The organism is Paracoccus angustae, assembly GCF_042648745.1.
Lineage (GTDB): Bacteria > Pseudomonadota > Alphaproteobacteria > Rhodobacterales > Rhodobacteraceae > Paracoccus > Paracoccus angustae.
The window spans coordinates 1-13,684 of record NZ_JBHRXY010000028.1; the positions used below are offsets into that span (position 1 = coordinate 1).

Genomic DNA, 13,684 nt, shown 5'->3' on the forward strand with positions numbered 1-13,684 from the left:
GCGGGCGTGAGGTTGCCGAGGCTCTCGTGATAGCGGTGGTTGTTGTAATGCTCGACAAAGGCCGCGATGGCCGCCTCGAGTTCACTCTGCAGATAGTAGTTTTCCAGCAGAATGCGGTTCTTGAGGGTTTGGTGCCAGCGCTCGATCTTGCCCTGCATCTGGGGATGATTGGGGGCGCCGCGAACGTGATCCATACCATGTTCTTCGAGGTATTCGGCCAGATCACCAGCAATGTAACAGGGGCCATTGTCGCTCAGCAGCCGGGGCTTGTGCAGCACGGTGACGCTGTCACATCCTGAGGCGGCAAGGGCGGCATCAAGCGTCGCGCTGACATCGTCCGCGTTCATGGTGGTGCACAGCTTCCAGCCAACGATATGAGCCGCGAGAAGTCATCGAGCACGGTGGACAGGTAGAACCATCCCCAGCCTGTCACCTTGAGATAGGTGAAGTCGGGTTGCCACATCTGGTTTGGCCGGGTGGTCTTGTCCCTGAACTCGTCCCCGGCCTTGACCACCCATAGGCTGGGCTGGTGATCAGGTCATAGGACCTGAGCAGCCGATAGACAGAGGCTTCTGACACGAAGTACTTTTCCGTGTCGGTGAAACGAACCGCAAGTCCCCGGGCGACAGGTCGGGCTCTTCCAGCGCCAGAGCGACAATCCGGTCACGCACAGTGTCGGGGATGCGGTTCCAGACCCGGGACGGCCGTGAGGGGCGATCCTCCAGCCCCTCCCGGCCGTGCTCGACCTATCGATCCTACCACCGGTAAAAGGTCGTGAGCGGCACCCCGATCTGCGCCAAGGTCCGGCGGACCGGCAGGGGGGATTGCTCGAGGATGCGGATGATCTCGAGCTCTCGGAAGCTGGGTATCTCATTCGTGCTCGCCCCCAGCTCCGGTCGTGTTTTATGGGATGGCCCGCCCCTCTCGGAGCGCATCGGCTAAGATGCTGGTGCATGTTTGTGAGAAAGGAGCGGACCATGACGATCGTTACCCTCGGAATTGACCTCTGCAAGGCCCTTTGCAGCATTGCCGGCATGGACGCCGATGGCGCTGTTGTGTTGCGGCGGCGCGTGCGTCGGTCGACCTTGGTGTCGCTGGCCGACAAGCTTGCGCCGTGCACGGTGGCGATGGAAGCGTGCTGCGGGGCACATCACGTCGGGCGACTGTCCGCTGCGCGGTCATGACATCAGACTGATGTCGCCTGAATACGTGCGGCCTTACGCGAGGGCGCAGAAGAACGACGATCGGACGCGGAGGCCATCGCCGAGGCTGCCACGCGTCCGACAATGCGGTTCGTTGAATTGAAGAGCCAGGATCAACTCAACCTACAGACCCTGCACCGGGCCCGCTCGCGGGTGGTTGGGGTCAGGCAGACATTGCTCAACCAGCTGCGCGCGATCTTGCCAGAGCGCGGGATCACCTTCCCGCAAGGAAGACGCGTGCTCGAACGCGAGGTCGATGCCTTGATCGCGCAGCGGCCGAGGGGCTGAGCCCCCGCATCTACGAGCTGGTCGCCGAGATGCGCGCCGAGTGGCGCGAACTCGACGCCCGTATCGCTGCCTTGAATGTGGAGTTTGCTGAGCTTGTCCGGGCAGACCCCCAAGCCGGGCATGCAGACCCCCAAGCCGGGCATCTGGTGACGATCCCCGGTGCCGGCGTTCTGGGCGCCACCGCCGCGGTGGCCGCAGTGGTTTCAGGCGACGCCTTCCGACGCACGCGCGACCTTGCGGCATGGCTCACGGCAAATGACGACCGGCGGCCGACCGAAGCTGCTGGGGATCACCAAGCGGGGGAAATAAATACTTGCGCATGCCGTTCATCCATGGGCTCGCGCGGCTGCTGGCAGGGCTGGCGAAGACCGAGACGCCGCTCGGCGCCTGGCTGCGCGGTCTGCTGGCCCGAATTGCCAAGGCAACGTTGCGCCGTGGCGCGCGCTTTGAGCCTGGGCATAGGACAGTGACCGCATAGACGGATCGCTCCCGGCGCTACTGTTCAAGCGCCGCGGCGAAAGAGGTTTGCGGAAGGAGGAAGATGGCTGAAGGGTCGACCCCACGCTTCGGAAGCCTGGTTCAAAAAACGGCACGAACAGCCCTCAGGCTCGGGATGCCGGCAGTTTTATGAGGACCGGAGCGTGCGGATCTCCATCTTGGCAACGGCGCCATTCATTGGTTGACCGCTATGCCGGATACGTTTGTGCAAGACCCGAACGAGCCAGCTTCAACCCTCTTGCAAACGGGGCGGGCCATACGTTTTTGAGCAGGCGGTTCTCGAGGGTCAGGTCGGCTACAACCTCCTTGAGCGCCAGTGCTTCGGCCCGCAGGTCCTTGACCTCCATGCTGGTCGCCTGGCGCGCCGTGTCACCGGCGAGGCGCTTCTTGCCAGCCTCGAGGAACTCCTTCGACCAGCTGTAATACAGGCTCTGCGCGATCCCTTCGCGACGGCACAGCTCGGCAATGCTGTCCTCGCCGCGAAGACCCGCCAGGACAATCCTGATCTTCTCTTCGGCGCTGTGGATCTTGCGCGTCGCCCGGCGGATATCTTTGACTGCCTTCTCCGCATCGGCTTTCGTTGTCATGGGCTTCTTGCTCATCTTTGCTCCATAAGGGCTACGATGAGCCAAGAACCCTCCGTCACGCAATCGGCCTAATCTGTTCCATGGGCGCTGACGGAGCCCCACCCCCGTTTTCTGATCCTCCTCCATCTTTGATGCGCTGCGGGTGAAGATCCGCGATGCCGACAGCCGCACGGTCAAGAACAAGGCTGTCTACATCGCCCTTGGCGTGACCCGTGACGGCCTGCGCGAGGTCCTGGGCCTGTGGATCGCCGAAAACGAGGGCGCCAAGTTCTGGCTGGCGGTGATGAACGAGCTGAAGAACCGAGGGCTGCAGGACATCCTGATCGGGGTCGTTGACGGGCTGAAGGGCTTTCCTGAGGCCATCACTGCCGCCTTTCCGGACGCCCTGGTTCAAACCTGCATCGTGCATCTGGTCCGCCATAGCCTGAGCTTTTGCTCCTGGAAGGACCGCAAGGTTGTGGCTGCCGATCTGCGCCGGATTTACAGCGCCCCAACCGCCGCAATGGCCGAGGCCGAACTCGATGCCTTTGAGGAGAAATGGGCCGGGAAATACGCGTCCATCGCCCCAGCCTGGCGACGAGCATGGGCCGAGGTGATCCCGTTCTTTGCCTTCGATCCGGCGATCCGCAAGATCATCTACACCACCAATGCCATAGAAAGTCTGAACCGGGTCATCCGCAAGTCGATCAAGACCCGAGGGTCATTCCCCACAGACGAGGCGGCGACAAAGCTGATCTACCTGGCCATCCGCAGCTTCGAGAAAGACGGCCGAAACGTCCGGGAATGGTTTGCGGCCCGCAACCAGTTCGCCATAATGTTCGGCGAGCGCTTCGACGCTTGAGTATCTGAAACCGCATGGACCGGGCCAGATACACAAAGTTCAGGACACTCCCCCACGGAGTTACTTTTCGGTTTCCACGCACAGGACCTAAAACGGCCAACCCTTCGCGGCACATATCAAGGGTAATGTGCTCACAAACTGATTGGTCCCGAATAGCTTGTTTCATTCAAACATCCCCTTTCGGACATCAAAGATGAAACCGCGATCTTTTGGATAACAGTATTTGCGCGAGTGTAGATCACCACTCGCCGCAGTGACCCGCCTTACTTGCGGCTATACTGCTGACACAGACATGGCGGATTGCCACCGAGGATTTCTCGGCACTGCGCTGGCGCACGATCGATTCAAGGGAACCGGCTTCTTCCAGAACCTTAACATCATCGCCGACCCGGACGATCCACATGATCTATTCAAGATTCTGACTCGGGCGGGGACCTTATCCACCGGGGTATAGCGCGAGGGCGAAGCACTCTGACAAGATCGCGCAAGGCTCACCCCTTGCGCGATTTGTCCTGCCGTCAGCTTGCCGAGAGCCAGGCGTTGAAGCGCTCTGTCAACTCGGACTCGTGATCGACCCAGAAGTCATAGGACGACGCGAGTGCGTTCTTCATGTTGTCGGGGTTGGTCGGCATGTTCGGGGCCATCTCGGTCTTGCCGTCCTGGTAAAGGCCGACCAGGGGCGCCGACGATTTGCGGGCCGGGCCATAGCTGATCCACTTCGCCTGATCGGCCAGCCGCTGCGTGCCGGTGGCAAAGGCGATGTATTCCAGTGCCGCGTCCTTGTTGGGCGCGCCTTTGGGTATGGCGAACAGGTTGTATTCATAAACCTGCCCGTCCCAGACCATGTCGAAGGGGCGGCCCTCCGACACGGCGGCGTTGAAGATCCGGCCATTATAGGCGGTGGACAGCACCACCTCGCCGTCGGCCAGAAGCTGTGGCGCCTGCGCCCCGGTTTCCCACCAAACCACGTCATCCTTAATCGTGTCCAGCTTGGCGAAGGCACGGTCCACACCCTCAGGCGTGGACAGCAGGTCGTAGACCTGATCCGCCGGAACGCCGTCGCCCATCAGCGCCATCTCCAGCAGCGCCTTGGGCGCCTTCTTCAGGCCGCGCTTGCCGGGAAACTTCGCCGTGTCGAAGAAATCGACGATGGTCGTGGGCGGGTTGTCCGGAAAGCGGGTGCGGTCATAGGCATAAACGGTCGAGAAGACGATCGAACCCACCGCGCAGTCGCTGAGACCCTGGGGAAGGAAATCCTCGGTCGCGGGCGTGCCGTCCGGGGCAGGGGGCAGAATAGCGGAGTCGATCTCCTCCAGCAGACCTTCATCGCACAGGCGGATGGCATCGGCATATTCGATGTCCACCACGTCGACGGTGACATTTCCGGCCTCGACCTGCGCCTTGATCGGGATGGCCGGATTGTCGCTGTCGACCGATACGACGGTAATGCCGGTATCGGCGGTGAAGGGCTTTTGATAGGCCTCGACCTGGCTCTGGCTGTAGGTGCCGCCCCAGGACATGACAGTGATCTGTTCCGCCATGCCGGCGGACGCGATCAGAACAAGGGCAGTGCCGAGGATGAGAGACGTCTTCATGATGCTTCCCGTGCTGGATGTGGAGGTCATCAGCCCAACCATGGCGACATGGCTGGCTGTCTTTTCCTCAAGCGGAGCGCCCAATTGTGCCGTCTGTCAAAGGAGCTTTCCTCAAGTTCCTATGAGAAACACTCATATACGAGCGGAGCTTTCCACAATGGCTGGCTCTCGTGCTGCATTAGGACCGAAACTGCGTTGCTTGCTGCAGGAAAGAATAATCAGGAAGTTCCTGGCTTGATTGTTTTTCGCGCAGGTGGCGCATGACTTGCGCCCGTGTCAGCCATGCGTGATATCCCGGACAGCGGCTCTTGAAAAGGAATACGGCGTTACGAGCGCCAAGCCTCATTAGTATGGTCGAACCGATGCACGCCTTCGGTATGATCTGAGAACCAAAGCGCAGCGGACGAAAAAGGCGGCCTTGGGGCCGCCTTTTGCGTGGAATAAGGGTCGGCTCAGTCTTCCAATGGTCTGCTAGCGGTTTCACGGCAGGACAGCATGGCGATCAGGGCGACAACCGCCGCCGCTAGCAGGAACCAGGCGGGTGCGGCTTTGCTGCCGGTAGCCGAGATTAGCCAAGTGGCAATGAAGGGCGCGGTGCCGCCGAACAGGGCATTGGCGGTGTTGAAGCTGAAGGCAAAGCCGGAATAACGCACGCGCGTCGGGAAGATCTCGGTCAGGAAGCAGGGCAGGGTGCCGTCGTTCACGGTCAGCAGGGCGCCGAAGATCACCTGGATCAGCACGATCGTCCCGAAGGTCGCGCCGTCAAGCATGCCGAACAGCGGCACCGTCAGGACCATGAACAGGACCGAAGCAGTAATCAGTGCCGTCTTGCGCCCGAAGCGGTCAGACAGCGTGCCCATCAGGAAGATCAGGAAGATATAGGCGAAGAGCGCGATGCTGTTGGCCAGGAACGAAGCACTTTCTTCCATTCCCATTTCGGTGATGAGATAGGTCGGCATGTAGCTGAGGATCAGGTAGAAGCCGACGGCGTTGAGGCAGGTCACGCCGAAGGCGCGGATGACCGGCTTGCGATAGGTGGTGAACAGTTCCCTGACCGGGGTCGCCTCGATGTGATGGCGCGCTTCCAGTTCCCGGAACTTGGGCGTGTCCTCCAGCTTCAGACGGATATAGAGGCCCACAAGACCCATCGGAAATGCCAGAAGCAGCGGCAGGCGCCAGCCCCAGCTTTGCAGTTGTGCGGTATCCAGCAGCGAAAACAGCAGGGCCGAGATCAACGATCCCGCCAGCAGGCCCGCCGCGGTGCTGGCGGGAACCATACTGGTATAGAACCCGCGCTTTTCGGGCGGGGCGTATTCGGCCAGAAAGGATGCCGCCCCAGCATATTCACCGGATGCGGAAAAGCCCTGCACCATGCGCAGGACCAGCAACAGGATCGGCGCTGCAAATCCGATCTGCGCAAAGCCGGGAAGAAACGCGATCAGAGTCGTTGCGCCTGACATGATCAGGATGGACCAGGACAAGGCGGTTTTCCGACCGATGCGATCGCCGATGCTTCCCCAGACAATTCCCCCGATGGGTCGGATGATGAAGGAAATCGCGAACACCGCAAAGGTCGCCAGCAGCGCGGCCGAGGGGGCGATCTCGGGGAAGAACACCACCGCAATCACGGTGGCGAAATAGCCGTAGGACGCATAGTCGAACCATTCGACGAAGTTGCCGATGAAGCTGGCGGTCAGAACCTTGCGCAAGACGGCGGGGGTGGCGCTGGCATCTCCCAAGGTGTCCGGACCCGCGACGGTGGGAATGGTCATGGCGGTCATGGTTTCCTCCCAGGTGGACCGATGATGACATGTGTCAGCGTTTCCGGCCTGACCCTCCTGGCCCGCCGGACGGCTTTCGGATGTCGTTGAAAGAAAAACGGCGGGGTTTGCGCCCCGCCGGTTCTTTCTGTCAGGCGGCCTTGGCCTTGGCCGCGTTCTTGACGATCAGGTGGTCCGGCCCATAGGGAAAGCCGGTGATGTTGCGGTTGCCGCCTTCCTCGATCACCAGGATGTCGTGCTCGCGGTATCCGCCGGCACCGGGTTGGCCTTCGGGAATGGTGATCATCGGCTCCATGCTGACGACCATGCCGGGCTCCAGCACCGTGTCGCAGTCCTCACGCAGTTCCAGGCCAGCCTCACGGCCGTAATAGTGCGAAAGGACACCGAAGCTGTGGCCATAGCCGAAGCTGCGGTATTGCAGCAGGTCGGCGGCGGCATACATCTCGTTCAGTTCGGAGGCGATGTCGGAACATTTCGCGCCCGGCACCAGCAGCTCCTTGCCGCGATCATGCACGTCGCAGTTGAACTGCCACAGCCGGATATGCTCGTCGCTGGCTTCCTCGGCAAACAGTGTGCGTTCCAGCGCGACGTAATAGCCCGCGACCATTGGGAAACAGTTCAGCGACAAGATGTCGCCGCGCTGGAGCTTGCGGCTGGTGACGGGGTTGTGGGCGCCGTCGGTGTTGATCCCCGACTGGAACCAGGTCCAGGTGTCCAGCAATTCGCCATCCGGCCAGGACTTCGCAATCTTGCGCACCATGGTGGCGGTGGAATGCAACGCCACCTCATGCTCCGGCACGCCAACGGCGGTGGCCTCGACACAGGCCGCGCCGCCCAGATCGGCGATGCGGGCCATTTCGGTGATATGGGCAATTTCCTCGGCCGACTTGATCATGCGCAGGCGCATGGCGGGGGCGGCGATGTCCACGAACTCGACGCCGGGGAACTCGGCCTTCAGCAGGTTCAGCAGGTCGATGTTGACGTGGTCGAACTCGATCCCGATGCGACGCGCCTTACCGATGATCTGGCGGATGGCATGGAAATAGTTGTCCTTCTGCCAGTCCGTATAGGTCAGGTTGCGCCCGCCGAAGGTCCGGCGCCACGGCTGGCCACCATCGATGCCCGCACTGATCGAGGTGGCGTGGTCATGGTCCACGAAGAACCCATAGCGCCGACCGAACTGGCAATACATGAAGTCGGCGTAGTAGTTGATGTTGTGATAGGACGTGAGCAGCGCCGCATCGACATTGTTGTCGGCCATGTGCTTGCGGATCGCATCAAGCCGCCGCTGCATTTCCGCGTCCGAGAAGGTGCCTTTGGCCTTGTCGCCGTTGCCGACGAAATCTTGAAGTCTTTCACGCTCGATCATCGCTTCCTCCTGATATGATATTTACTGAAACATGCACGTAGAGTTTGCAGCGGTCAAAAGACCAATTATAAAGCTCTGATTAGGTTTTCTCATAAAAGGCGATTAATGTCCCAGCCGCCGCTGAATGCTCTGCGCGCTTTTGAGGCCGTGGCCCGAACTGGCAGCTTCCGTGCGGCGGCCGCAGATCTGTTTGTCACGCAATCGGCGATCAGCCACCAGATCAAGCACCTAGAAGACTGGCTGGGGGTATCGTTGTTTGACCGCAGCGGGCGGACGCCACGCCTGCTGCCGCGCGGCATCGCCCTGGCCCGCGATCTGACAACGGCATTCGATGGGATCGATGCGGCATGCCGCCGGGCGCGGCCTGCGTCCTCCGATGGCGCGGTAGTCGTGGCAGCGATCCCGTCTGTAGCGGTCTGCTGGCTGATCCCCCGCCTCCCGCGCTTCCGGGCCTTGCATCCAGAGATCCAGTTGCGGGTGATCTATGCCCACCACGGCCACGAGATCGACGTCACGACAACCGATGTGGCATTCACCTTTGCCGACGTGCGTCCTCAGGGCGAAGGCATTGTGGCAGAACCGTTCTTGTCCGGGCGCAGCGTGCCGGTAGGTAGCCCGACACTGGTCGGCACGGGCCCAGCCAAACTGTCGGTCGAATGGCTTTTGGCAATGGGGCTTTTGCACGATACTGACCTGTCGGGCTGGAAAACTTGGTTGGCGCGTGCAGGGTCGGATATTCCAGATCGGCTACCCGGGGCAATCTTCGAAGATTTCAATCTGCTGCGCGCTGCAGCCTTGGCAGGACAGGGGGTAGCGCTGTGCTCACTGGCAATGATCGGGCCGGACTTGGCTGAAGGACGGTTGGTGCAACTGTCCGAAAGATCGGTTTTGGACGAGTATAATTATTACCTGATCCAGTCCAGCCAGACGTTGCGCGATACCGGTCGACGTAGGGCGCGCGAGGCGTTCTTGTCTTGGATCAAGAACGAACAGGTTGCCACGCTGGTGGCGTAGAAGCGGCTTCAAATGGATCCACTTTGTTGTTGGCTCCTCGGGCGGCACCCAGAGCGCCGCTTGGGCATCGGCCCAAGCCTCCGGGAGACAACCCCAGCACCATCAACAGGGCGAGACGCACGATCACAACGCCTGATCCTAGCGCTTGCACTCGCTGAGTCCGATTACGCTACCCATCAGGTCAAGCTGGCCTTGCTGGAAAGAGCGGGTCATGCGGCGGCTATACCTCTTGTTGCAACCAAGTTGAAATGTCCTCGGCTGCGCAAAGTAGGAATGTCTCACCGAAGGTGGTCAAGCATGGCCGGGCAGGGCGGAGACCTCGAGCATCGGAGCCCTGATCGGCCATGCGTTCAGAGCCGAAGCTTTCGATGCTCCTTTGGCGAGTAGAAGGTGCGAATGCCGTCCGTTTCGACACGCTTCTCGAAATCCCGCCAGGCAAGACCATCGGCAAGATAGGGTGGGCTGTCCGAGATCGTCAGGGTGCCGAACCTGTTCATGACCGACAGCACCCAGCCAGGTGGATCGAGGTCCGGTAGATCTCGACAGAAAACCGGTGACCGTCGATCAGCACGTCCTGTGTCAGATCCGAGAAGATGATCTCCGGCTCAGCGCTGTCTGCCATGTTCTTGCCCCGCTTGCTCGATCAAAGCGCAGGGTATCACCGCAGTTGGGCCAGGGAAGCGTCATTCCAGGGGTGGAGCGGCATACGCCTTTGCCTTGCGGTCCGCCAGCGAGTTCCAGCCGTTGTTGCGCCGTCCCGTGGGCGTGTAGCGGGTGCGTTGCTTGCCGACCCGGTGCACCTTCGGCGGAGCCTTGTCCTGCTCGGCCTTGATATATTCCAGGACCGCGCTCAGATGCTTGTTCTCGGTGATGGCGGCATGGGTCACCCGCTGATCCTTGTCGAACACGGAGTAGGGAAGCGAGACACCTTTCCAGCGGAACTCCAGCCGGCCGTCCGCGAACTCATAGCTGTCCACGTATTTGCCCGGCAGATCGCGGGTGATCTCGTTTTCGACGAGGATGATCCGCAGCCGGTCGTAGGAAAAGGCCAACTGGCTGCTGACATAGCGCTCGTCGCGATAGCAGAGAATGTCGCGCAGCCGGTCCGTTTCGACATTCAGCGCCCGGTGCAGGTTGTCGGACCGGCGGGGCAGCCTGGCAAACTGCGCGTTGTGGCGCGCCATGAAGCCGGGAAGAAAGGTGTTGGCGGCTTCCATGTCGGAGATGCCAGCCAACCGCAGTTCCTTCACCAGACGGTCCTGCAGGGTGCGGTTGGCGCGCTCGACGCGGCCTTTGGCCTGAGAGCTGTTGGCGCACAGGATCTCGATGTTCAGCTCGTTCAGGGCCCGGCCAAACTGGGTCATCCCATAGCCTGTTCTGGCACCTTGCTTCGGCACCCGAAACACCGTGTGCTTGTCGGAGTAAAAGGCAACGGGCCGGCCATGCAGCGTCAGATACCGCTCCAAGGCTCCGAAATAGCTGAAGGTGCTTTCGGAGCTGACAAACTCCAGGTGCATCAGGGTGCTGGTGGCGTCATCGATGAACACCAACAAGGTGCAAGCCGGACCGCGATCCTCAAACCAGCGATGATCCGAGCCGTCGATCTGGATCAGCTCGCCAAGGCACTCCCGACGCAGGCGTGGCTGATGAAACGTCCGGCGCTGCTTGCGCGATAGCCACAAACCCGCATCCTGCATCCACTTGCGCAAGGTCTCGCGCGAGACCGTCAGCCCGTGACACTCCGCCAGCTTCTCGGCCGCCAGGGTCGGGCCGAAGTCGGCATAACGTTCCCGAACAAGCGCCGTGGCAGCCTCCCGGATTGAGGGGTCAATCCGGTTGTTCGATGCCCGGCCACGCGCCTGGTGCCGGATCGCCGCCGCGCCGTCAGCCCCGAACCGCTTCAGCAACCGGTGAACCTGTCTGCGGCTCAGGTCCAGAACATCGGCCGCACTCACGGCAGACATCTGGCCTTGCACCACCTGGCTCAGAACCTCGACGCGGTTCAGTTCTCGTTCGCTCATCATCACCCATCCCATGTCCCGACTCCCACGGATCGACACGATGTTCATCCAAGGCAGTGTGACATTCCTGAATTGCAGAGGTGAGACATTCTAACTTTGCGGCTATACCTCTGTGACTGATAACCGAGATTATGGAACCACGTCGTCTGACACGAGGGATGGACATTTTAGTTGACGCAAGGACCAGCTACAGATCTAGTTGCTTGCACGCCTCCTGCCTAGCAAAGCAGTCCGCAGCCGCAGCGTATTCAAGCATGTATTCACTTTGTTCAATTACTACAAGCAATGCCCGCTTCTTAGCGAGTTGTGGCAAGCCCTTGGCAGCTAATTTAGGATTGCCAAGCTCCCCGAGCAGCGTGTCGGATGACGATCATAAATCTGTCGGGGATCGCTAATTCCGCTTCATGATGCTTCTAGGCCGTAGACCCTCAGTCGTTTGCTGAATACCGGGGAACGCTACACGTCAGCTAAGCCAATTCAGGTCTGTGATTGAGATTCAAGCCACTTGCTCATCACACGCCTGACGACCTCCGGTCGGGATGGCAGGTCAGGTTGCTGCCTTCGATAGTCGTCTATCGCGCGTAGCATATCCTGCTCCATGCGTATGGTAACAGGCTCCGTATCCTTAGGGGGGCGCCCCATTTTTGCCATTCTGTAGATTCTTCTAACTAGGTAGTTGACTATTTAATGTCATATAGTCATATTAGCCGGGCGAAAGCAAGAGATTGAGCCCTCCTGCTCCGCCCTAACCACAACGATCCTACGGAGATCAATCATGGCTGTCCCAGCATCTACCACGCCGTGCGGCGTGACAAAACCCTCTGCCCATTTCACACATACCGAGATCTCGCGCACGTTCTCTCGCCTGATCGGGTTGGTCAGCGGCTACATTGAGGCTGAGCGAGACATCGAGGATGCCGCGTCCTGGCATCCGGCATTCCTTCACTGGCATCGCGACGCGGAAACCGCCCGCACCCAGGTGTTGACGCAAATCGACCATATCCGCGCCTTTGTTGCCGTGCGGCGCGAGGATCTGCCCCTGAAGCGCATGGCGCTACTGCTCTTCGCGCTGATCGAGTCCGACTCATCGTCGGAGTTCCTGCGGCTTACCGCCTGCCTCGACCGCGAAGACGGCCTTTTCGACTGCCCGGGCACCGATCCTGTCGCGCGGCGGGTCGGCGCGATGCTGACGGCGGCGCGAATGCAGGTCGCGGACCTGGCCTCGCTTTCGGCGCTTGTCGATCCGCTGGAGATCGCGGCGGCCGACAGCCCCGACCACCCGGTCCCCGTCGCCGCCTGACGCCCGCCCCCTGACACCCAGTCATGCCGTGACCGGTGCGTGCTTCGCGCACCGCCCGCCGGTTTCCGCAAGGGCCGCGCGGCGATGCCCCGCGTCCGGCACTTCCACCCATTGCTTTCAGGAGCATTCCCATGTCCAGCCTGCATCATCCTACACCTGCTGCGCCGCACCCCGCCGATCTCTCCCCTCACCCCGGTCCGCTCCACGCACGCTGGGCCGAGGCGGCATACCAAAAAGGCTTCGATCTGATGGCACGGGTCCAGGACCGCTATCACCTGGCCCTGCGCTGCCGGCAATGTGGCGCCGTCAGCATGACGAAGCTCTATGTGCTGATGAACAACCAACCGCTCTGTCGGTCCTGCCTGGAGACGGCGCGGGCTGAGCGCGCAACGGCGGCGGGCCTTTCCTATCTCGGCCCGGACCCCGATCATCCGCAATACGGCTTGTTTCGCGCCGCCTGCGGCCATAGCCTCCGGCGGCAGTTCGAGATTATCAACCGCGTCGCCGATGGCCAGATTGGCCTGCGCTGCGAGCGGTGCTTTGCTCAAAAAGAGCAGCAAATCGCCGCCCGACATGGTTGGACCCGGATCGGACCCGATCCGCGCGGCAACCCGAACTACCACCTTTATCGCCACAATGCCTGCGGGCATGACCAGCGGATCGCCCGCGCCAACCTGCAATGGGGCCAATGCGATTGCGCCGGTTGCGGTGAGACGTGGACCGCCAAGCCCAGCAATATCTATCTGTTCGAGATCCGCTACAACGGCCTCCATCTCCTGAAGTTGGGCTACAGCGCCAATCCGCTGAAGCGCCAGAAGCATCAGTTGGGCTTGCCCTGCAAGGCGCATGTCACCTTGCTGCGCAGCATCGCCATGCCCACAGGGCACGCGGCCTGCGCCACCGAGAAACGCCTGCACGCCCGCCTGCGCAGGCAGCATCCGGACGCCGTAGTGCCGCCCAACGACTATCGTGGCGTCCTCAATGTCGTCAGCGAGGTTTACCATCCCTGGCTGCGGCCTGAGCTGGAACGCCGCCTCAACCGCATCGCGGAGACCGCCCGGGACGGCAAGGCGCCCGGCGCCGGGCGGGCCGCAGCGATCGGGGATGAGGACGGTGGCGGGTCCAAGGGTGGGGGCGAACACGAGGCAGGCTGCTGAGCCAGCTCCACCCTGCCGTCCTGTCCGCCAC

7 protein-coding genes and 4 pseudogenes are annotated in these 13,684 nt (G+C 61.3%); 5 read left to right on the forward strand and 6 right to left on the reverse strand.

Annotated features, from left to right (window positions below; translation table 11 throughout):
- Positions 1 to 904: pseudogene (locus tag ACFOM8_RS18400) on the reverse strand (IS3 family transposase); the annotation flags it as partial.
- 73 nt (positions 905 to 977) lie between these two features.
- On the opposite strand from ACFOM8_RS18400, the pseudogene ACFOM8_RS18405 reads away from it, so the two are divergent.
- Positions 978 to 1,968 (forward strand): annotated as a pseudogene (locus ACFOM8_RS18405) (IS110 family transposase).
- Between the two features lie 283 nt (positions 1,969 to 2,251).
- Here ACFOM8_RS18405 and ACFOM8_RS18410 read toward each other — a convergent pair.
- A pseudogene (locus ACFOM8_RS18410) lies at positions 2,252 to 2,590 on the reverse strand (transposase); the annotation flags it as partial.
- Positions 2,591 to 2,702: 112 nt separating this feature from the next.
- On the opposite strand from ACFOM8_RS18410, the pseudogene ACFOM8_RS18415 reads away from it, so the two are divergent.
- Positions 2,703 to 3,416 (forward strand): annotated as a pseudogene (locus tag ACFOM8_RS18415) (IS256 family transposase); the annotation flags it as partial.
- 518 nt (positions 3,417 to 3,934) lie between these two features.
- Here the strand turns inward: ACFOM8_RS18415 and ACFOM8_RS18420 are convergent.
- The 3 genes from ACFOM8_RS18420 to ACFOM8_RS18430 form a co-directional block, all read right to left on the reverse strand.
- Positions 3,935 to 5,011, reverse strand: a complete 1,077-nt coding sequence (locus ACFOM8_RS18420) for an ABC transporter substrate-binding protein (protein ID WP_377763671.1) — start codon at positions 5,009 to 5,011, stop codon at positions 3,935 to 3,937.
- Between the two features lie 452 nt (positions 5,012 to 5,463).
- The gene (locus tag ACFOM8_RS18425) at positions 5,464 to 6,792 is read right to left on the reverse strand and encodes an MFS transporter (RefSeq protein WP_377763672.1); all 1,329 of its coding nucleotides are present in this window, start codon (positions 6,790 to 6,792) and stop codon (positions 5,464 to 5,466) included.
- A 130-nt stretch (positions 6,793 to 6,922) separates the two neighbouring features.
- Positions 6,923 to 8,161 carry an aminopeptidase P family protein gene (locus ACFOM8_RS18430; RefSeq protein WP_377763674.1) on the reverse strand — a complete coding sequence of 413 codons (1,239 nt, stop codon included), beginning with the start codon at positions 8,159 to 8,161 and terminating at the stop codon, positions 6,923 to 6,925.
- A 105-nt stretch (positions 8,162 to 8,266) separates the two neighbouring features.
- Here ACFOM8_RS18430 and ACFOM8_RS18435 point away from each other — a divergent pair, with 105 nt between their 5' ends.
- Positions 8,267 to 9,175, forward strand: a complete 909-nt coding sequence (locus tag ACFOM8_RS18435) for a LysR family transcriptional regulator (protein ID WP_377763675.1) — start codon at positions 8,267 to 8,269, stop codon at positions 9,173 to 9,175.
- A gap of 683 nt (positions 9,176 to 9,858) precedes the next feature.
- Here the strand turns inward: ACFOM8_RS18435 and ACFOM8_RS18440 are convergent.
- Positions 9,859 to 11,211 (reverse strand): ISNCY family transposase, encoded by a 1,353-nt coding sequence (locus ACFOM8_RS18440; protein WP_377763691.1) that lies wholly within the window; start codon positions 11,209 to 11,211, stop codon positions 9,859 to 9,861.
- 793 nt (positions 11,212 to 12,004) lie between these two features.
- On the opposite strand from ACFOM8_RS18440, the gene ACFOM8_RS18445 reads away from it, so the two are divergent.
- Positions 12,005 to 12,496 carry a hypothetical protein gene (locus tag ACFOM8_RS18445; RefSeq protein WP_207465260.1) on the forward strand — a complete coding sequence of 164 codons (492 nt, stop codon included), beginning with the start codon at positions 12,005 to 12,007 and terminating at the stop codon, positions 12,494 to 12,496.
- Between the two features lie 131 nt (positions 12,497 to 12,627).
- The gene (locus tag ACFOM8_RS18450) at positions 12,628 to 13,653 is read left to right on the forward strand and encodes a GIY-YIG nuclease family protein (RefSeq protein ID WP_207465261.1); all 1,026 of its coding nucleotides are present in this window, start codon (positions 12,628 to 12,630) and stop codon (positions 13,651 to 13,653) included.
- The last annotated feature ends 31 nt before the right edge of the window (positions 13,654 to 13,684 follow it).